Source organism: Streptomyces sp. NPDC007917, from assembly GCF_042959105.1.
Lineage (GTDB): Bacteria > Actinomycetota > Actinomycetes > Streptomycetales > Streptomycetaceae > Streptomyces.
On sequence record NZ_JBIBKK010000011.1, the window covers coordinates 1 to 18,999 of the forward strand.

The 18,999-nt window shown below is 72.0% G+C and carries 18 protein-coding genes and 1 rRNA gene; 14 read left to right on the plus strand and 5 right to left on the minus strand.

The features are described from left to right. The 9 genes from rrf to ACFZDL_RS22710 form a co-directional block, all read left to right on the plus strand. Positions 1-92 (plus strand): 5S ribosomal RNA (rrf, locus tag ACFZDL_RS22670); the annotation flags it as partial. 86 nt (positions 93-178) lie between these two features. Continuing rightward, entirely contained in the window at positions 179-823 is a 645-nt protein-coding gene (locus ACFZDL_RS22675; protein WP_353592159.1) for an HAD family hydrolase, read from the plus strand. Positions 824-862: 39 nt separating this feature from the next. Beyond that, complete coding sequence (locus ACFZDL_RS22680; RefSeq protein ID WP_353592160.1) at positions 863-2,119, plus strand: MFS transporter; 1,257 nt, start codon at positions 863-865, stop codon at positions 2,117-2,119. After that, positions 2,088-3,260 carry an acetoin utilization protein AcuC gene (locus tag ACFZDL_RS22685; RefSeq protein ID WP_353592161.1) on the plus strand — a complete coding sequence of 391 codons (1,173 nt, stop codon included), beginning with the start codon at positions 2,088-2,090 and terminating at the stop codon, positions 3,258-3,260. The genes ACFZDL_RS22680 and ACFZDL_RS22685 overlap by 32 nt, the downstream gene beginning before the upstream one ends. A 108-nt stretch (positions 3,261-3,368) precedes the next feature. After that, positions 3,369-4,184 (plus strand): phosphatase, encoded by an 816-nt coding sequence (locus tag ACFZDL_RS22690; protein WP_353592162.1) that lies wholly within the window; start codon positions 3,369-3,371, stop codon positions 4,182-4,184. Positions 4,185-4,312: 128 nt separating this feature from the next. Further along, a complete protein-coding gene (locus tag ACFZDL_RS22695; protein ID WP_014053989.1) occupies positions 4,313-4,522 on the plus strand; it encodes a helix-turn-helix domain-containing protein in 210 nt (69 codons plus the stop codon). A 139-nt stretch (positions 4,523-4,661) separates the two neighbouring features. Next, positions 4,662-4,760 (plus strand): 30S ribosomal protein bS22, encoded by a 99-nt coding sequence (locus ACFZDL_RS22700; RefSeq protein WP_003948845.1) that lies wholly within the window; start codon positions 4,662-4,664, stop codon positions 4,758-4,760. Positions 4,761-4,965: 205 nt separating this feature from the next. After that, positions 4,966-6,015 (plus strand): NAD-dependent epimerase/dehydratase family protein, encoded by a 1,050-nt coding sequence (locus tag ACFZDL_RS22705; RefSeq protein WP_353592163.1) that lies wholly within the window; start codon positions 4,966-4,968, stop codon positions 6,013-6,015. 14 nt (positions 6,016-6,029) lie between these two features. Continuing rightward, positions 6,030-7,082, plus strand: coding sequence for a lysophospholipid acyltransferase family protein (locus ACFZDL_RS22710; protein ID WP_353592164.1), 1,053 nt, complete (start codon positions 6,030-6,032; stop codon positions 7,080-7,082). A gap of 125 nt (positions 7,083-7,207) precedes the next feature. Here ACFZDL_RS22710 and ACFZDL_RS22715 read toward each other — a convergent pair whose 3' ends face one another. The 4 genes from ACFZDL_RS22715 to ACFZDL_RS22730 form a co-directional block, all read right to left on the minus strand. After that, positions 7,208-8,428: a DUF5667 domain-containing protein gene (locus tag ACFZDL_RS22715; RefSeq protein WP_353592165.1), complete on the minus strand. Its 1,221-nt coding sequence runs from the start codon at positions 8,426-8,428 to the stop codon at positions 7,208-7,210. Between the two features lie 203 nt (positions 8,429-8,631). Further along, on the minus strand, positions 8,632-9,435 hold the full coding sequence (locus ACFZDL_RS22720; RefSeq protein ID WP_353592166.1) for an ECF subfamily RNA polymerase sigma factor, BldN family: 804 nt from the start codon (positions 9,433-9,435) through the stop codon (positions 8,632-8,634). A 502-nt stretch (positions 9,436-9,937) separates the two neighbouring features. Continuing rightward, the gene (locus ACFZDL_RS22725) at positions 9,938-10,864 is read right to left on the minus strand and encodes an HAD-IB family hydrolase (RefSeq protein WP_353592167.1); all 927 of its coding nucleotides are present in this window, start codon (positions 10,862-10,864) and stop codon (positions 9,938-9,940) included. 131 nt (positions 10,865-10,995) lie between these two features. Next, the gene (locus ACFZDL_RS22730) at positions 10,996-11,283 is read right to left on the minus strand and encodes a glutaredoxin family protein (protein WP_353592168.1); all 288 of its coding nucleotides are present in this window, start codon (positions 11,281-11,283) and stop codon (positions 10,996-10,998) included. Positions 11,284-11,606: 323 nt separating this feature from the next. Between ACFZDL_RS22730 and ACFZDL_RS22735 the strand changes: the two genes are divergently transcribed. Genes ACFZDL_RS22735 through hemB form a run of 5 tightly spaced genes read left to right on the plus strand, consistent with a single transcriptional unit; the run spans position 11,607 to position 17,686 of the window. Beyond that, the gene (locus ACFZDL_RS22735; protein ID WP_353592169.1) at positions 11,607-12,461 is read left to right on the plus strand and encodes a redox-sensing transcriptional repressor Rex; all 855 of its coding nucleotides are present in this window, start codon (positions 11,607-11,609) and stop codon (positions 12,459-12,461) included. After that, positions 12,458-13,981, plus strand: a complete 1,524-nt coding sequence (locus tag ACFZDL_RS22740) for a glutamyl-tRNA reductase (RefSeq protein WP_353592170.1) — start codon at positions 12,458-12,460, stop codon at positions 13,979-13,981. The genes ACFZDL_RS22735 and ACFZDL_RS22740 overlap by 4 nt, the downstream gene beginning before the upstream one ends. After that, a complete protein-coding gene (hemC, locus tag ACFZDL_RS22745) occupies positions 13,978-14,988 on the plus strand; it encodes a hydroxymethylbilane synthase (RefSeq protein ID WP_353592171.1) in 1,011 nt (336 codons plus the stop codon). The genes ACFZDL_RS22740 and hemC overlap by 4 nt, the downstream gene beginning before the upstream one ends. After that, complete coding sequence (locus ACFZDL_RS22750; protein ID WP_353592172.1) at positions 14,985-16,649, plus strand: uroporphyrinogen-III synthase; 1,665 nt, start codon at positions 14,985-14,987, stop codon at positions 16,647-16,649. Before hemC ends, ACFZDL_RS22750 begins: the two co-directional genes overlap by 4 nt. Beyond that, entirely contained in the window at positions 16,646-17,686 is a 1,041-nt protein-coding gene (gene hemB, locus ACFZDL_RS22755; RefSeq protein WP_353592173.1) for a porphobilinogen synthase, read from the plus strand. Before ACFZDL_RS22750 ends, hemB begins: the two co-directional genes overlap by 4 nt. A gap of 29 nt (positions 17,687-17,715) precedes the next feature. Here the strand turns inward: hemB and ACFZDL_RS22760 are convergent, their stop codons facing one another. After that, positions 17,716-18,936 carry an FAD-dependent monooxygenase gene (locus ACFZDL_RS22760; RefSeq protein WP_353592174.1) on the minus strand — a complete coding sequence of 407 codons (1,221 nt, stop codon included), beginning with the start codon at positions 18,934-18,936 and terminating at the stop codon, positions 17,716-17,718. Between the last annotated feature and the right edge of the window lie 63 nt (positions 18,937-18,999).

Here is an 18,999-nt window from a genome sequence, read left to right on the forward strand (position 1 = left end):
CGCCCGGTTACATTCCGAACCCGGAAGCTAAGCCTTTCAGCGCCGATGGTACTGCAGGGGGGACCCTGTGGGAGAGTAGGACGCCGCCGAACAATCTTTGATAAAAGCCCGGTCAGGAGCCAAGCTCCTGACCGGGCTTTTTCTTTTTCCCGTCCGCGGCCTGAGTAGTCTGAGCGGCATGCGCTACGACCTGGTCATCTTCGACAACGACGGCGTGCTCGTCGACAGCGAGCCGATCTCCAATCGGCTCCTCGCCGCCTATCTCACGGAGTTGGGCCACCCCACCACCTACGAGGACTCCATACGCGACTACATGGGGTCGGCTATGCACCGGATCCACGAGCTGGTCCACGAGCGCACCGGCCGCCGACTGCCGGCCGACTTCGACGCGACCTTCCACAGCCGCGTGTTCGACGCCTTCCGCCGGGAGCTGGAGCCCGTGGCCGGTGTCGCCGATCTCCTGGAGAAGCTGAACGCGGACGGCGTTCCGTACTGTGTCGCCTCCTCCGGAAGCCATGAGCGCATACGGGTCGCGCTGCGGAAGACCGGGCTGTACGGACTCTTCGGCGAACAGCGCATCTTCAGCTCCGAGGATGTGGGAAGGGGCAAGCCGGCGCCGGATCTGTTTCTGCACGCGGCGCGGACGATGGGGGTTCCCCCGCAGCGGTGTGCGGTGGTCGAGGACAGCCCGCTCGGTGTGCAGGCCGCTCTCGCCGCCGGGATGGATGTGTACGGATATACGGCGATGACGCCGGCCGCCAGGCTCGCCGACGCCCACGCCCGCTTCCCGGACATGGCGGAACTGCAGCAATTGCTCGCCTGATCTCGCCTAGTACAGCCTGGGGCCGTACGCTCCTCGGCCATGACAGATACGCGCCCGACCCCGCGGCTGAGGTACGGCCGGGCCTCGCTGGCCGTCAGTTTCTTCGTCCAGGGCGCGGTCTTCGCTCTGCTGGTGACCCGAATACCCGCGCTGCAGGACCGCTATGGGGTGTCCGACGGGCTGCTGCCCGCGTTCCTCGCCGCGGTTCCGGTCCTCGCGGGTGTGGGCAGCGTCGGGACCGAGCACCTGGTCAGACGGGTGCGGCCAGGGCTCGTGCTGCGCTGGGCCCAGCCGGTGGTCTCCTTAGCGCTGCTCACGGCCGGGTCGGGCACGGCGCTGTGGCAGCTGGCTCTCGCGCTCGCGGTGTTCGGGCTCTCCGTCGGCGCTCTGGACGCGTCGATGAACATGCTCGGCGTCACCCTCCAGCATGCGTACGGGCGGAGCATCATGCTCGGCTTCCACGCCGCGTACAGCTTGGGCGGGATCGGCGGGGCGTCGCTCGCCTGGGCAGGGGCGCACTGGGATGTGCCCCTGCCCGTGCTGTACGCGCCACTTGTCGCGACGCTCGTGCCGGTCGCGCTGTTCGCCAGCCGCTGGTACGTGGACCGGGCGGACGATCGGACGGGCGAACCAGCGGACAAGCAGGAGGGCGGGGAGAGGAGGCAGGAGAGCCTGCAGGACGAGCAGGCGCCCGCCGCCGTCAGCATGAAGCTGCTGCTGCCGCTCTGTCTCGTGATGTCGTTCGCCTACATCGGTGACTCGACGGTCTCCAACTGGAGCGCCAAGTACCTCGAGGACGTGCTGCACAGCTCCGAGCAGCTGGCCACCGTCCCGTACAACGTCTATATGGTCACCGCCCTCCTCGGCCGTACCTTCGGCGACTTCGGGGTGCGGCGCTTCGGCGCGGTCGCCGTCGTACGGGCCGGCACTCTGCTCGCCGCGGGCGGGTTCGCGGTCGTCGCGGCGGCGCCCGGGGCGTGGGTGGGGATGCTGGGGTTCACGCTGCTGGGGCTGGGGCTGTGTGTGCTGGTGCCGCAGACCTTCGCGGCCGCCGGGCGGCTGTTCCCGGGGGCCTCCGATGTGGCCGTCGCGCGCCTCAACATCTTCAATTACGTGGGCTTTCTGATCGGCTCCCCGCTCGTCGGCGCATTGGGCGGCGCATGGAATTACCGGGGCGCGATGCTGGTGCCCATGGCGCTGGTGCTCGCGACGCTGTGGTACGCGAGGTCGTTTGCGCCCGCGCCTGCCCGATACGGTGATGGACATGAGCGGTCGCGCACGGTTGATGTGGGATGAGGGACTGACGGGGTACGACTTCGGCGCCGGACATCCGATGGACCCGGTCCGTCTGGCGCTGACCATGCGTCTGGTGGAGGCGTTCGGGCTGGACCGCGCCGCCGAGGTGGTTGCGGCCAAGCCCGCGGGGGAGTCCACGCTTCGGCTGGTCCACCGCCGGGACTACATCGAGGCGGTGCGGCGGGCGTCGGCCGATCCGGCCTCGGCGGACGGCTCGTACGGACTTGGCACCATCGACGATCCGGCCTTCGCCGGGATGCACGAGGTCTCGGCGCTGATCGCCGGCCAGTCGGTCGCCGCGGCGGAGAGCGTCTGGCGCGGTGAGGCGCTGCACGCCGTGAACTTCTCGGGCGGGCTGCATCACGCCATGCCGGGCGGGGCCTCCGGGTTCTGTGTCTACAACGACGCGTCGCTGGCGATCGCGCGGCTGCTGGAGATGGGTGCGGAGCGGGTCGCGTACGTGGATGTGGACGTGCACCACGGGGACGGGGTGCAGGCGGCGTTCTGGGACGATCCGCGGGTGCTCACCATCTCGCTGCACGAGCACCCGAGGACCCTGTTCCCGCAGACCGGATGGCCGGAGGAGACGGGCGGGGAGCGGGCGCCGGGCGGCGCGGTGAACGTCGCGCTGCCGGCCGGGACCGGGGACGCGGGGTGGCTGCGGGCCTATCACGCGGTGGTGCCGGAGCTGTTGGCGGCGTTCCGGCCGCAGGTGCTGGTGACACAGCACGGCGCGGACACGCATGTGGAGGATCCGCTGGCGCATCTGGCGGTGACCGTGGACGCGCAGCGCGCGGTCGCGGAGAGCTGTCATGAGCTGGCGCATGAGCATGCGGACGGCCGGTGGATCGCGCTGGGCGGCGGGGGGTACGCGGTGGTGGATGTGGTGCCCAGGTCGTGGACGCATCTGGTGGCGATCGCCGCCGGGCGGCCGGTGGCGCCGGAGGCGGAGGTGCCGGAGGAGTGGCGGCACGAGGTGTACCGGCGGACGCGGCAGCCGGCGCCGCGGCGGATGACCGACGGGCGGGCGCCGCAATGGCGGGACTTCGCGGAGCGGGGGTACGACCCGGGGGACCGGCTGGACCAGGCGATCCTGGCGACCCGCCGGGCGGCCTTTCCCCATCACGGGCTGCTGCCGTGAGACGGCTGGGTGCCACTGCCGTGAGATGACCGGGCGCCGTTAGGCCAACCGTGCCAACTCTCGGCGTTCTTCGGCCCCCGGTCGCGGTGATCCGTCAGCATCGGTGGCGTGTTGAGTACCGCCGCGCTGCGTGCGCATCTGCTGGCGGCGCGGCTCGCCGGGCCGGTGGCCACGAGCCGGGAGCGGAGCCTGCGCAGCTACCGGCTCTTCGCCGCGCGCGACCCCCGGGCGCTGCTCGGCATCGAGCCCGAAGGTGACTGGTCCTTCTTGGAGTTACTTCGCCTCATGAGCGACAAATGTGGGGTTTCGGCCAATCCGGCGCTCACCTCCGGTCAGGATGTGATCGATCCGGATCTGACCATCGCCGCGCTCGACGCCTTCGCGGAGCGGCTGGCCGCGGCCGCCGCCGCAGGCGTGCCGGTGCTGCTCGGGACCGGGCATCCGCACCGCCTCCTCGGGTTCTACGCCTCGTTGGCCGCGGCGCTCTCGGCGGCCGGCTGCCCCGTTCTCACCCCCGCGCAGAATAGATGTATCGACATAACGACCCAGTTCGGCGTACGCACCTACCGCCTCGGCTACGTACGAGGAGTCGCGATGGTGCGGGAGCCCGGCGCGCGGAACGGGGCCCGCGACCCTGGTTGCCACAGTCATTCTCCGCTCCCGGTTCGGGTGGCTCTCGGCTGTGCGGCCGACCGCGGCGACCCCCTCCCGGGGTTGGTCATCGGGGACCACGGATGGGTCTGCGGGGCAGGTCAGCTGGGGTTCGAGGCCATCGGCCTGGCGGATGCGGACGACCCCGCGCCGTTCGTCGGCCAGGCGGAGGGGCGGGTGTCGGTGGTGGTTCCGCTTGACGACGCTGTGCGGTCCGCTTACTACCGACCGATGACTCGCTATGTACTCAATCGGGCGTGTCTGTCACAGTAGGCGTCCGATCGCTACTCCTCTTCCCCACTCGTATCACGCGCCCCTAATCTGGTGAGGAGCGCGCATGCGAGCAGGAGTCACCGGAGGGGAAGCCGGTGCCCGACATGTGCGGAAGGTTCAGGTGTGTCATGGCTGCTGGCGAAAGGCCTCTGAACGAGGTTCAGTTTCTGACCGTGGCGGAAGTCGCCTCGGTGATGCGAGTGTCCAAGATGACCGTGTACCGCTTGGTGCACAGCGGTCATCTGCCGGCGATCCGGGTGGGCAGGTCCTTCCGGGTCCCAGAGCAGGCGGTTCATGAGTATCTCCGCGAGTCCTATGTGGGGGTGGAGTCCGCCTAGGCCCGCACGGGCCTGACGGCAGGGCCCAGGGCACCCCTCGGATTACGCGCTTCGCTCGGCGCCGGGTAGGCTGGCCCGATGTAGGTCGTGTGGGCTCGGACGCCCCGCACCGAGTGAATCGAAGTGAGCGAGGGTAGTCGTGGGCTCTGTTATCAAGAAGCGGCGCAAGCGGATGGCGAAGAAGAAGCACCGCAAGCTGCTCAAGCGCACGCGCGTCCAGCGTCGCAACAAGAAGTAAGCAAGCGACGCTGTGTTCGTCCCGCAGCCCTTCCACCGTCGGTGGGAGGGCTGCGGCGCGTGCGTACGGGGCGTTCCCCGCGCCGGCGGACCCTCGTCCTAAAACCTCGTACCGTGCGGCGAGTGGTCATCACAGGGCAACATCCAGCGGTTACGGTGTTCGCCTCGGCCCAGCTCGATCGAGGGTGGGAAGGAAGGCGCTGATCTTGGGAAAGGTCGTGCTCGTCACCGGAGTCGCACGCCGCCTGGGGGGCCGCTTCGTACGGCGTATACAGCGCGAACCCGATGTCGCCCGGGTGATTGGCGTGGACGCCGTCACCCCCGAACACCACCTCGGCGGGGCCGATTTCGTACGCGCCGACATCCGCCACCCCGCGATCGGGAAGCTGCTCGCCGAGACCGGCGTCGACACCGTCGTCCACATGGACATCAACGGCACCCCGCTCGGCGGGCGCGGCAGCCGCACCTCGGTCAAGGAGACCAACGTCATCGGCACCATGCAGCTGCTCGGCGCCTGTCAGAAGGCGCCGACGGTCAAGCGGCTCGTGGTCAAGTCCAGCACCAATGTGTACGGCTCCGCGCCCCGCGACCCCGCCGTCTTCAGCGAGACCACCCCACCCAAGTCGCTGCCCAGCGGCGGCTTCGCCAAGGACGCCGTCGAGGTCGAGGGGTATGTACGGGGCTTCGCCCGGCGCCGCCCCGACGTGGCGGTGTGTGTGCTGCGCTTCGCCAACATCCTGGGGCCCTGCGCGGACTCGCCCCTCGCCGAGTACTTCGCGCTGCCCGTGCTGCCCACCGTCATCGGCTACGACCCGCGGCTGCAGTTCGTCCACGAGGAGGACGCCATCGAGGTGCTGCGGATCGCCGCCTCCGAGCCGGCCCGGTCCACGCTCAACAGCGGCACGTTCAACATCGCGGGCGACGGTGTGCTGCTGCTCTCGCAGGCCGCCCGGCGGCTCGGCCGCCCGACGCTCCCGCTGCTGCTGCCGACCCTGAGATGGGCCCGTACCGCGCTGCGCTCCGTCGGGATCACCGACTTCTCGCCCGAGCAGGTCCGGCTGCTCACGCACGGCCGTGTCGTCGCCACCGATCAGATGCGCGAGACGCTGGGCTTCGAGCCCCGGTACACCACGGCCGGCGCCTTCGCCGACTACGCCCGCAGCCGCGGGCCCGGGCTGCTCCCGCCCGAGACCCTCGCCCGTACCGTCGACCGGCTCGCCGGGCTGCTGCCCGCCCGCGGCGCCGCCCAGAATTGAGGAGCGCAACCACCATGGCGGATGCCAAGGTCATTCCGTTCGGTGAGGAGCCGCGGTCCCGGCGCAAGGGCCAGCGGACGGGGCGTACGCAGCGGGCCCAGGGCCCGCTCAAGCCCGTGCCGCAGCAGCGCGACGAGGAGCGCGACCAGCGGCCGGAGACGCTTGCCACGGCCGCCGCGACGCCTCCGCTGCCGCCCCAGGACCCGCCGGGCGGCAGCGCCTTCGGGGGCGGCTGGGAGCGGCGGCTGGCGCACGGCCTGAGCTTTCTGCGCCGCCGGGTCACGGGGGAGTACGAGGTCGACGACTTCGGCTATGACGAGGACCTGACCGACCAGGTCCTGATGTCCCTGCTGCGCCCGATGTACGAGAAGTACTTCCGGGTCGAGGTGAAGGGCATCGAGAACATCCCGGACAGCGGGGGCGCGCTCGTCGTCGCCAACCACTCCGGGGTGCTGCCGCTGGACGGGCTGATGCTCCAGGTCGCGGTGCACGACCACCACCCGGCGGACCGCCATCTGCGGCTGCTCGCGGCCGACCTGGTCTTCGTGCTGCCGGTCATCAACGAGCTCGCGCGCAAGCTCGGGCATACGCTGGCGTGTGCCGAGGACGCCCAGCTGCTGCTGGAGCGCGGCGAGGTGGTCGGGGTGATGCCGGAGGGCTTCAAGGGGATCGGGAAGCCGTTCTCCGAGCGGTACAAGCTGCAGCGCTTCGGGCGGGGCGGTTTTGTCTCGACGGCGCTGCGCGCCGGGGCGCCGATCGTGCCGTGCTCGATCGTCGGGGCCGAGGAGATCTACCCGATGATCGGGAACGCGAAGACGCTCGCGCGGCTGCTGGGCTTTCCGTACTTCCCCGTCACGCCGACCTTCCCCTGGCTCGGGCCGCTCGGCGGGGTGCCGCTGCCGACGAAGTGGACGATCCAGTTCGGCGAGCCGATCCCGACGGACTCGTACCCGGCGGAGGCGGCGGACGACCCGATGCTGATGTTCAACCTGACCGACCAGGTGCGCGAGACGATCCAGCACACCCTCTACAAGCTGCTGGTGCAGCGGCGCTCCGTCTTCTTCTGAGCGGCTTCTGAGCGGCTTCTGAGCGGCTCTGCGCCGAGCTGCGTTCAGCTGGGCGACGGTATGACCGCGGGAGGCGGCGCCCGGGTTCCGTGAGGAACACCGGACGCCGCCTCCGGTGCGGGGCCCTACTTCCCGTCGCCGTCGATGCCGAGGCCCGGCAGCAGGTCGGGCAGCAGCGGCGGGATGGTGATCTCCGGCTGGGCCGGCCTGCCGCCCGCGTCGCCCTTGCCGGGGGAGGGGAGGGGGGCCGGCTCGCCCGTCGGCGGGTCCAGCAGATCGCCGGCGCCGCCGATGAGGCCGCCGTCCTCATCGGGGTGGGACGGGGCCGAGGGGCGCGGCCGGGTGTCGTCCCCGCTGGGGCGGGTGGCGCTCGGCGTGGTCGCGGCGGGCGCCGGGATGTGGGAACCGCCCGTGGCGGCCCGCTCTGGTGGTTCGACCACCGTACGGCCGGTGTGGTCCCGCCCGTCCCGGGAGGCGGGCAGCAGCGACCGCAGCGGACCGACCTCCTGGTCTATGGCGTCGAATACCGAGCTGACCTCGTCCCCCACGTCCATGAGCTGGACGGGTAGCTTCTCGCGCAGCCGGGACCAGCCCTCGCGGTGGGAGCTGGAGAAGGACGACAGGGTCCGGATGGGGCCGAGCGAGCCGTCCCGCTCATAGACCTTGCGCAGCAGCCGGTGGCCCTCGGAGGCGTCATGGCGCATCCCGGCGAGGGTCCTGCGGATCTCGCTCAGCGACTCGTGGTCCAGGTCGCCCGAGCGGCCCCGCTCCATCAGCCGGCGGGCCTCGCTCATCCGGGTCGACGCCTGGTCCAGATACAGCCGGCCGCGGTCCGCGTCGTCGTCGGCCATCTCGAGCTTCAGATCCTCTATGCCGCGCTTGAAGCCATAGAGGGTGTCACCGGGCAGGGCGTCGGAGCTGGCCGCGGCGACGCCGCCGAACGCGCCCGCCGCCACCCCGACCGTGAGCCCCCCGGCGGCCAGCCCCTTGGACCAGCGGGAGCGGGGGCGCAGCCTGCTGAGGGGGGTCGCCCGGCGGACGCGGGCAGGCCGCTGCCCGGGCACCTGGGGCGCGCCCTCGGCGAAGGCCGCTTCCATGGCGGCGACCAGCTGGGCCCGCTGGGTGGCCCGGACCTCGGGATCCAGCGCCGGGGCCGGCAGCTCGCCGAGCCCGCTCGTCAGGGCCAGCAGCCGTCTGTGCTCCGCGCTGTCGGCCGAAGAGCCGGGCTGCTCGGCGCCCGCCGCGCCCTGGGAATCCTGGCGGCTGTCCCTCTCCAGGGCCTCCAGGGCCTCCAGGGCCTTGGCGAAGGCGTGAGCCCGCCGGTGCGCCGATACGTTCGCGATCACAGGCGGCACCTCCTCTCGTCATGACGGTCGACTCCCCAGGACACCTGGAAGGTTGCACGCCGCATGCATTTCCACCCGAAAGAGTGGTGTCGATGGATGGGACGTGACCGCAAGGAGCCTGCATCCTCGACAACGAGCGGCGCATCACCGGGGTTACGCCCTCCCGATGATCGGACGGGGCGTGGTGGCGGCACTACCCAGGGTCAGCGGGCGTCCTCGGGGAGGAGCCGGGCCAGGGTGCGGACGGCCCGGTACTGGAGGGTTTTGATCGCGCCCTCGTTCTTCCCCATGACGCGCGCGGTCTCGGCGACCGACAGGCCCTGGAGGAAGCGCAGCGTCACACACTCCTGCTGCTGCGGGTTGAGCTTGCGCACGGCCTGCAGCAGCGCGGCGTTGGAGAGGGATTCGAGGACGGAGTCCTCGGGGGAGCGCTCGACCTCGTTGGCGTCGAGCATCTCGCCGGTGGTGACCTCCAGCCGGAAGCGGCTGGACTTGAAGTGGTCGGCGACGAGATTGCGGGCGATGGTCACCAGCCAGGCGCCGAAGTCACGGCCCTGCCAGGTGAAGGTGCCGATGCGGCGCAGCGCGCGCAGGAACGTCTCGCTGGTGAGGTCTTCGGCCGTGGCCCGGCCGCCCACGCGGTAGTAGATGTAGCGGTAGACGGTGTCGGCGTACTGGTCGTACAGCCGGCCGAAGGCCTCGGCCTCGCCCGACTGGGCGCGCTCGACGAGGTCCATCATGCGGCGGCTGTCGCTGTCCGCGCCGGGGCGGCGGGCGGTGGACGTGCCGCCGCGGGAGCGTCTGCCGACCGCCGCCCCGCCGTCGGCCAGGGCGTAGCAGGAGCTGGCGGGGCCGGCCGGGCCGTCGGTGCCGGCAAGGCCGGCGGGCACGGGTGTGGCGAGGACGGGGACGGCATACGCGGTGGGGACGAAGCCGCGCAGACAGTCGAGGACCGTTGCGCGCAGCGTAGCCAGGCCCGAGGCGTCAACCCCGACGTGTGGGTACACGGGACTCCCAGAGGCAGAGCTTCCATCACGTGCAGTACGGGACCGTTCACCCGCCGTAGGGACGCGTGGGTACCGATTTGCGTCTAAGGAGAATAACGCTTCGTACAGGCAACGCTACACCCAGTTGTCCAAATCATCGTTTCAGTCTGCTCCGTTATGGGTTGATGACCGATCAAGTATCGAATGCAGTAGGCCTATTGACCGGAAGGTGTCGTGGTCTGCGCGATTTCGTGGCGTGTTGTGCCAAAGGGGCGGTAAGAGGGCAGGCCGGAGCCCTGCGGGGCGGGAAACCCGGATTGACCGGCCGGGAGCGGCCGTGGTCAGGCGATGACGCCTCGGGGGCGGGGTCGCGGGCCGGCGGCGGTCATCACGGACGGTCATCGCCCGGCGCGGGTGGGCAGGCGTCGGCGCAGGCGGTCAAGGGTGAAGGCCGAGGCCGCAGGGTGACGGCTGTGCGACGCCGAGTGTCCTGTCGGTGACTCTGTGTCGTGCCCGCGGAGCGTCAGTAGCGGCGGCGGCGGTGCAGGGCCACGGCGGCCGCCGTGCCGCCCGCCACCGCGCCCACCCCGGCCGCGGCCGGGATGCCGATCTTGGCGGCCTTGCGGCCCGTACGGTAGTCCCGCAGCCGCCAGCCGTGCTCGCGCGCGTGCTTGCGCAGCCGCCCGTCCGGGTTCACCGCGTAGGGGTGGCCGACGATCGACAGCATCGGAATGTCGTTCGAGGAGTCGCTGTAGGCGGCGCAGCGTGACAGGTCAAGACCCTCGGCCGCCGCCAGCGCCCGTACCGCCTCGGCCTTGGCCGGCCCGTGCAGCGGCTCGCCGACCAGCTTGCCCGTGTACACCCCGCCGACCGACTCGGCCACGGTGCCGAGCGCGCCGGTCAGACCCAGCCGCCGGGCGATGATCGTCGCGGTCTCCACCGGGGCGGCGGTCACCAGCCAGACCCGCTGTCCGGCGTCGAGGTGGGCCTGGGCGAGGGCGCGGGTGCCGGGCCAGATGCGGTCGGCCATGTACTCGTCGTAGATCTCCTCGCCGATCGCCATCAGCTCCGAGACCCGGTGGCCCTTGACGATGGACAGGGCGCTGCTGCGCACGTCCTCCATATGGGCCGGGTCCTCGACCCCGGCCAGCCGGAACCAGGTCTGCTGCCAGGCGAAGCGGGCCAGCTCGCGCTTGCGGAAGAAGTGGCGCTTGTAGAGGCCACGGCCGAAGTGGAACAGGGCGGCGCCCTGCATGACCGTGTTGTCCAGGTCGAAGAAGGCGGCCGCCCGCTCGTCCCCGACCACGGGGAACTCCGGCTCGGGGGCCTGGGCGGGCGGGGGCGTTTCGGCCGAGGACTTGCGGGCGGCTTCGGCCGAGGCCTCTCCGGCGAGGACGCTGGCCTCGGTGGCGAGGTGTCGACGACGGGTGAACCATCCCAATGCGGCCATGGGCTGAGCATAGCCAGCCATTCCCCGCATCCCGTTACGGCCGGGTGTCGGGACGATTCAGCCGCGCCGACTTCCGGGCTCCGGTGAGCGCCGGGAGGGGGCCGGGGCGCGAGGGCTGTGCGGGGGCTCCCTCAGCCGCCCAGCGCCTTGCGCAGCCGCTCCGGGTTCACCCGCCAGAAGTCGTGCTGTGCGCCGTCGACGAGTACCACCGGGATCTGCTCCCAGTATCTGCGGTAGAGCTCCTCGTCCTGGGTGATGTCCTTCTTCTCCCAGGACGCGCCCAGCTCGCCGCAGACCTTCGCGACCACGGCCTCGGCGTCCTCGCACAGGTGGCAGTCGGGCTTGCCGATCAGGGTGACCGTGCGCTCGGCGGGGTTCTTGCGCGGGGTGCGGCGCAGCAGCGGGCTCATGTCCGCCATTGTGCCCCGCGCCGGCGGGGCCGCCCCGGCTGCCCGCCCCGACCGGGCCCGCCCCCGGCCTGGCCCGCCCCCGGGCGCCTCGGGTCTCCCGGTTGGCCGTGCTCCCGTCGGCGTCCCGGCCGTGCGGATGTGGCCGCCGGGAACGGTGTGACACCCGTTGTGGTTCCACGAGCAGGTCGAATGGGTGCGTGACACCGGTCACTTTGCTCGGACAAAACGGACACCATCTTTGTGCACGCGTTCACAAAGACATAGCCTGCTGTCGATGGGGACGTCCTGAAACATACGGACGCCCGCAGCCCCGCTCTACCCGCAGGAGCACCGTGGCAACTGGCCGAACTCACCGACCGGCGACCCGAAGCCGAGGGATCCCCGAGGCCACCGTCGCCCGTCTTCCGCTGTATCTGCGTGCGCTGACCGCGCTCTCCGAGCGCTCGGTGCCCACGGTCTCCTCGGAGGAGCTCGCGGCCGCGGCCGGGGTGAATTCGGCCAAGCTGCGCAAGGACTTCTCCTACCTCGGGTCGTACGGCACCCGCGGGGTCGGCTACGACGTGGAGTACCTCGTTTACCAGATCTCGCGTGAGCTGGGCCTCACCCAGGACTGGCCGGTCGTGATCGTCGGTATCGGTAACCTCGGCGCGGCGCTCGCCAACTACGGCGGCTTCGCCTCCCGCGGCTTCCGGGTCGCGGCGCTGATCGACGCCGACCCGGCGATGACCGGAAAGCCGGTCGCGGGCATCGCGGTGCAGCACACCGACGAGCTCGAGCAGATCATCACCGACAACGGCGTGTCGATCGGTGTCATCGCCACCCCGGCGGGAGCGGCCCAGCAGGTCTGCGACCGGCTGGTGGCCGCCGGTGTCACCTCGATCCTCAACTTCGCCCCCACCGTGCTCTCGGTGCCCGACGGGGTGGATGTGCGCAAGGTCGACCTGTCGATCGAGCTGCAGATCCTCGCCTTCCACGAGCAGCGCAAGGCGGGCGAGGAGACGGTCGCGCCCGAGGAGGCGGCGAGCGCGCAGTCGGCCGCCCAGGACGCTCCGGGGGCGCCGGGGGCGCCGGGCGCCGCCGCCGTCGCGCCGGCCCCGCTCGCCCCGCACCGCGCGGCGCCGGGCGCGGGCACAGACAACGGCCGCCAGGGACCGGACGGGGACGTGCCCGCCGTGATGCCGGCATGAGCCTTCTCGTCGTCGGACTGAGCCATCGCACCGCGCCGGTGAGCGTGCTGGAGCGCGCCTCCCTGGTGGGCGATGAGCCGGCCAAGCTGGCGCAGGACACCCTCGTGGCCGAGCCCGCCACTGAGGCGGCCGTGCTCGCCACCTGCAACCGCATCGAGCTGTACGCGGACGTGGACAAGTTCCACGCCGGGGTCGCCGAGCTGTCCACGCTGCTCGCCCAGCACACCGGCGTCGACCTCGACGAGCTCACCCCGTATCTGTACGTCCACTACGAGGACCGGGCCGTCCACCACCTGTTCTCGGTGGCCTGCGGCCTGGACTCGATGGTCGTCGGCGAGGGCCAGATCCTCGGCCAGATCAAGGACGCGCTCGCGCTGGGGCAGGAGCTGCACACCGCGGGCCGGCTGCTGAACGACCTGTTCCAGCAGTCGCTGCGGGTCGGCAAGCGGGCCCACAGCGAGACCGGTATCGACAAGGCCGGCCAGTCGCTCGTCACCTTCGGTCTCGAACAGCTGGCCGGGGCCGCGCCGGTGGCGGACTGGGCGGCGGGGCGGCGCGCCCTGGTGATCGGGGCGGGCTCGATGTCCTCGCTGGCCGCGACCACGCTCGCACGCGCCGGTGTCGCCGAACTGGTGATCGCCAACAGGACGTTGGATCGGGCGCGGCGCCTGGCGGAGTCGCTGGCCGGGCAGAGCGCCGGTGCGGATGCCGTCGCCGGTGCCCCGCGCGAGGACGGCTCTGCCGCCGGTCGTCCGCTCATCGCCCGCGCTGTGCCGAGGGACCGTGTCCCGGACGAGCTGCCCTACGCCGACATCGTCGTCTCCTGTACGGGCGCGACGGGTCTCGTGCTGACCGCCGACATGCTGCGGGAAGCCCTCGGCCGGCGCGCGGAGCACCCGGCGGCGGGCACCGCGGGGCCGGGCACGGCGGAGACCGTCGCGCTGCTCGACCTGGCGATGCCGCGCGACATCGACGCGGCGGCGCACCGCGTCGGCGGGCTGCGCCTGGTGGACATCGAGTCCCTGGCCGAGGCCGCGGCCACAGTGTCCGATCAGCCGACTACGTCGGCGGGGCCGATGGCCGCCGACGTGGATCAGGTCCGCGCCATCGTCTCCGAGGAGGTAGCCGCCTTCGGGGCGGCTCAGCGCGCCGCGCACATCACCCCGACCGTGGTCGCGCTGCGTACCATGGCGGCAGATGTGGTCGCCGGCGAGATCGCCCGGCTCGACGGGCGCCTCCCCGACCTCGACGAAAGACAGCGCGCCGAGATCACCCAGACCGTGCGCCGCGTGGTCGACAAGCTGCTGCACGCGCCGACCGTGCGGGTCAAGCAGCTGGCGAGCACGCCCGGCGGGGCCGGCTACGCGGACGCGCTGCGCGAGCTGTTCGACCTCGACCCGCAGGCGGTGGCCTCCGTCAGCCGGGCCGACACGAACGACACCCGTCCGAACGGCGGCGGCGAAACCGGCCGGCCCGGCGCCGCGACCGTCCGACACGACCCCAAGAGAGGCCGGGCATGAACGCGACACCCCCCGCCGCCTCCGGCCGGGCACACGCCCCCGGCGGCCCGGCGCCGCTGCGGCTCGGCACCCGGCGCTCCGCGCTGGCCATGGCCCAGTCCGGGCGGATAGCGGACGCGGTGCGCCGTATCACCGGGCGCCCCGTCGAGCTCGTGGAGATCACGACGCGCGGGGACGTCTCGCGCGAGGACCTCGCGCAGATCGGCGGCACCGGCGTCTTCGCCACCGCGCTGCGTGAGGCGCTGCTGCGCGGCGAGATCGACTTCGCCGTCCACTCGCTGAAGGACCTGCCGACCGCCCAGCCCGATGAGCTGGTCCTGGCCGCGCTGCCGACCCGCGAGGACCCGCGCGACGCGCTGATCGCCCGCGACGGCCTCACCTTCGCCGAGCTTCCGTCCGGCGCCCGGATAGGCACCGGCTCCCCGCGCCGCACCTCCCAGCTGCGGGCCTGGGCGCGCTCGCTGGGCCTGCGGATCGAGACCGTGCCGATCCGCGGCAACGTCGACACCCGGATCGGCTACGTCCGCTCGGGGGAACTGGACGCGGTGGTGCTGGCCGCCGCCGGCCTGAGCCGCCTGGGGCGGCTCGACGAGGCGACCGAGATCCTGGACGCCGACCACATCCTGCCCGCCCCCGGCCAGGGGGCACTGGCAGTCGAGTGCGCCGCCGCCAACGCGGCGCTCGCTGCTCAGCTCGCCGAGCTCGACGACCCGCTCACCCGGGTCGCCGTGACCGCCGAGCGTTCCCTGCTCGCCGCCCTGGAGGCCGGCTGCAGCGCACCTGTGGGTGCGCTGGCCGACCTGCTCGGCGACGGTCAGGCTGTCACCGAAATGCGCCTGCGCGGCGTCGTCGGCACCACCGACGGCTCCTCGCTGGTGCAGCTGTCCATCACCGGTCCCGTTCCCGCGGCGCCTGGCGAGGAGGCGGCCCAGCTCATGGGACGTGAGCTCGCCGCCGAGATGCTCGCGAAGGGTGCGGCCGGTCTTATGGGGGAGCGAGCACATTGAACCCCAACGCCCCTAACCACCCCGGACATGGGCACGTCACCTTCCTCGGTGCGGGCCCAGGAGATCCAGGCCTGCTGACGTTGCGTGCCGTGGAGGCACTCGCCGCCGCTGATGTCCTGATCGCCGACCCGCACGTACTCGACGTGGTACGTACGCACGTCAGGCCGGGCGTGGCCGCGGACGCGCAGGGCACACCGGAGCAGGCGAGAGCTGACGCGACGTCAAGCACCGCCGACGTGCCCCTACTCAGGGACACGGCCAATCTTGTCATGGGCGCCGCGCGGAGCGGCAAGCGGGTCGTCCGCGCGGTCGCGGGCGACCCTGGCCTGGACGGATACGCCGCCGACGAGATGCTCGCGTGCGCCGCCGAAGGCATCGTCTTCGAGGTGGTGCCGGGCGTGGCGGCCGCGGTGGGCGTGCCCGCCTACGCGGGGGTGCCGCTGCGGGACGCGCAGGGCACCGATGTGCGCTTCGTGGACGCCCGTACGGCCGACGACCGCTGCTGGAGCGAGGTCGGCGCCTCGGACGCGACCGCCGTGGTCTCCGCGACCCTGGAGACGGTCGCGGCCGCCGCGGGCGAGCTGGTGGCCGCCGGGCGCAAGCCGGACACCCCGCTGACCGTCACGGTCGCCGGGACGACCACCCGGCAGCGCACCTGGACGGCCACGCTCGGGACCATCGCGCAGGTGCTCAAGGCCGCCAAGGTGCTGCCGTCGCCGCAGGGCGCCCAGCCGGTGATAGCCGTCGTCGGCGAGCGCAGCGCGGCCGCGCAGCGCGACCAGCTGGCGTGGTTCGAGTCCAAGCCGCTGTTCGGCTGGCACGTACTGGTGCCGCGCACCAAGGAGCAGGCCGCCTCGCTCTCGGACCAGCTGCGCAGTTACGGCGCGGTGCCCAGCGAGGTGCCGACCATCGCCGTGGAGCCGCCGCGCACCCCGCAGCAGATGGAGCGCGCGGTCAAGGGCCTGGTGACCGGGCGCTACGAGTGGATCGCCTTCACCTCGGTCAACGCGGTCAAGGCGGTGCGGGAGAAGTTCGAGGAGTACGGGCTCGACGCCCGCGCCTTCGCCGGGATCAAGGTCGCGGCGGTGGGCGAGCAGACCGCCAGGTCGCTCATCGAGTTCGGGGTCAAGCCGGATCTGGTGCCCAGCGGTGAGCAGTCCGCGGCCGGGCTGCTGGAGGACTGGCCGCCGTACGACCCGGTCTTCGACCCGATCGACCGCGTCTTCCTGCCGCGCGCCGACATCGCCACCGAGACGCTGGTGGCCGGGCTGATCGAGCTGGGCTGGGAGGTCGACGACGTCACGGCGTACCGCACCGTGCGCGCCTCGCCGCCGCCGGCCGAGACCCGTGAGGCGATCAAGGGCGGCGGCTTCGACGCGGTGCTCTTCACCTCGTCGTCGACCGTGCGGAACCTCGTCGGCATCGCGGGCAAGCCGCACAACGTCACGGTCATCGCCTGTATCGGCCCGGCCACCGCGAAGACCGCGGAGGAGCACGGCCTGCGGGTGGACGTACTGTCGCCCGAGCCCTCGGTGCACAAGCTGGCCGAGGCGCTGGCGGAGTTCGGGGCGGCCCGGCGGCGGGCCGCGATCCAGTCAGGGGAGCCGGTCACCCGCCCGAGCGAGCGGCGGCCCGGTTCACGGAGGAGGGCACGATCTTGAGCACCCACGGCAGCACCGCGCACGGCGCCACCCCGTACGGGAGCTTCCCCGGCGCCAGGCCGCGCCGGCTGCGGGTGAACGCGGCCATGCGGCGCATGGTCGCCGAGACCCGGCTGCACCCGGCCGAGCTGATCCTGCCCGCCTTCGTCGCGGAGGGCGCGAGCGAGCCGCTGCCGCTCGCGTCGATGCCGGGCGTCGTGCAGCACAGCCGCGACTCGCTGCGGAAGGCCGCCGTGGAGGCGGTCGAGGCGGGCGTCGGCGGGATCATGCTCTTCGGCGTGCCGGAGGAGAGCAAGAAGGACGCGATCGGCTCGCCGGGCACCGACCCCGACGGGATCCTGCAGATCGCCCTGCGCGATGTGCGGTCCGAGGTCGGCGACGAACTGATCGTCATGTCCGATCTGTGCCTGGACGAGCACACCGACCACGGCCACTGCGGTGTGCTCGACGCCGAGGGCCGGGTCGACAACGACGCGACGCTGGAGCGCTACGCCGAGATGGCGCGGGTGCAGGCGGACGCGGGCGCCCATGTGGTGGGCGCGAGCGGAATGATGGACGGGCAGGTGGGGGTCGCCCGGGCGGCCCTGGACGGCATCGGCCGCCAGGACGTGTCGATCCTCGCCTACACCGCCAAGTACGCATCGGCCTTCTACGGGCCCTTCCGCGAGGCCGTGGCGTCCTCGCTCAAGGGCGACCGCAAGACCTACCAGCAGGACACGGCCAACGCCCGGGAGGCGCTGCGCGAGCTGGCGCTGGACCTGGCCGAGGGCGCCGACATGGTGATGGTCAAGCCCGCGCTGCCGTACCTGGACATCCTGCGCCGGATCGCGGACGAGGCGGACGTGCCGGTCGCCGCGTACCAGATCTCCGGCGAGTACGCGATGGTCGAGGCCGCCGCGGCCAACGGGTGGATCGACCGGGACCGGGCGATCATGGAGACGCTGACGTCCGTACGGCGGGCCGGGGCGGGCATGATCCTGACCTACTGGGCGACCGAGGTCGCGCAGTGGCTCAGCCGGGGCGACGCGCGGGGCTGAGACTTCTTGCCGGGCGGCCTGGGAGGCCTTCAGGCCGCCCGCGGTTCCGGTTCCCACGTCACGTGGTGATCGAAGAGCCAGCTGAGCGAGCTCATCGCGGCGGGCCGGGACTGCCGTCGCATGATGCCGGGCAGCACCAGGTCCCGGATCACCCGGCCCACCGGTCCGGCCGCCTTGAAGCTGCCCATCCGCTTCCCGTACGCCACCACCCGCTCCACGCGCTCGCGGCGCAGCGCCTCGTACGCCGCGAAGGCCGCCGCCGGGTCGCGGTGGTCGCGCAGGCACGCGGCCAGTGTGACGGCATCCTCGGCGGCCAGGGAGACGCCCTGGCCGGACGAGGGTGACACCGCGTGGGCCGCGTCCCCGACGACGACCATGCGGTCGCGGTGCCAGACGGGGACCGGGGGCATGTCGTACTGATTGGTGCCGCGAAGAGGGCCCGTGGTCGCCTCGACGATGCGGGCCGCGGGGGAGCGGTCGTCGCGGTAGAGGTCGAGCAGCTGCCGCTTCCACTGGTCGGAGGTGGTCGCGCTCAGCTCCTCGCGGCTCGGCTCCTGGGCGCTCGGCGGGTTGCCGAACCACCAGATCTCGTGGTTTGGGCTGACGGTGAAGCCGAAGAAGCAGCGCTTGCCGAAGACCATGTTGTAGGTGCCGGGCTTGATGCCGAGCGACCGCAGATCCACGCCGCGGGCGAAGCCGCCGATGTTGCCGAGCCCGGTGTAGCGGGGTGCGGGCGCGCCGGGGTCGATGATCCGGCGGGTCGCGGAGTGGATGCCGTCCGCGCCGATCAGCACGTCGCCCTCGGCCTGGGTGCCGTCGGCGAAGCGCGCGACGACGCGGCCGGACGGGGTCGTCTCGGCGGCCACCAGCCGCTTGCTGTACTCCGTGCGGATGCCCAGGCTCGCGGCCTGTTCGGTCATGGCCCGATAGAGGTCGGCGCGCTTGATGGTGTGGGTGACGGTGCCGTCGGGGAGGGCGGGGCCGAGGGGCACATTGGCCAGGTGCTTGCCGGTGCCGCTGAAGAACTCGATGGCCCCGGTCGGGAAGCCGTGTTCCAGGACCGGGCGGTGCGCGTCGATCGCCTGAAGGGCGCGCAGGCCGTTGACGGCGACCGTGAGATAGACGCCGTGGGCGAGGCCGGCGCTCTCGCCGTACGCCTCGTGGATGGTCGCGTCGATGCCGGCGCGGCGCAGGGCGATCGCGGTGACGGGGCCGGCGATTCCGCCGCCGATGATCAGTGCCGTGGTCATGGGATCTCCTCCAGGAGGTTTATTTCGTTCGGCCGAACGAAATAAATCAGAGGGAGGGTGTGG

What these genes read in the sequence shown, in the direction of transcription:
- ACFZDL_RS22685 (WP_353592161.1), top strand. Translation starts at nt 2,088, where the DNA reads ATGAGCGGTCGCGCACGGTTGATGTGGGATGAGGGACTGACGGGGTAC.
- hemC (WP_353592171.1), top strand. Translation starts at nt 13,978, where the DNA reads ATGAACGCGACACCCCCCGCCGCCTCCGGCCGGGCACACGCCCCCGGC.
- ACFZDL_RS22675 (WP_353592159.1), top strand. Translation starts at nt 179, where the DNA reads ATGCGCTACGACCTGGTCATCTTCGACAACGACGGCGTGCTCGTCGAC.
- ACFZDL_RS22725 (WP_353592167.1), bottom strand. Translation starts at nt 10,864, where the DNA reads ATGGCCGCATTGGGATGGTTCACCCGTCGTCGACACCTCGCCACCGAG.
- ACFZDL_RS22760 (WP_353592174.1), bottom strand. Translation starts at nt 18,936, where the DNA reads ATGACCACGGCACTGATCATCGGCGGCGGAATCGCCGGCCCCGTCACC.
- ACFZDL_RS22695 (WP_014053989.1), top strand. Translation starts at nt 4,313, where the DNA reads ATGGCTGCTGGCGAAAGGCCTCTGAACGAGGTTCAGTTTCTGACCGTG.
- ACFZDL_RS22730 (WP_353592168.1), bottom strand. Translation starts at nt 11,283, where the DNA reads ATGGCGGACATGAGCCCGCTGCTGCGCCGCACCCCGCGCAAGAACCCC.
- ACFZDL_RS22710 (WP_353592164.1), top strand. Translation starts at nt 6,030, where the DNA reads ATGGCGGATGCCAAGGTCATTCCGTTCGGTGAGGAGCCGCGGTCCCGG.
- ACFZDL_RS22680 (WP_353592160.1), top strand. Translation starts at nt 863, where the DNA reads ATGACAGATACGCGCCCGACCCCGCGGCTGAGGTACGGCCGGGCCTCG.
- ACFZDL_RS22740 (WP_353592170.1), top strand. Translation starts at nt 12,458, where the DNA reads ATGAGCCTTCTCGTCGTCGGACTGAGCCATCGCACCGCGCCGGTGAGC.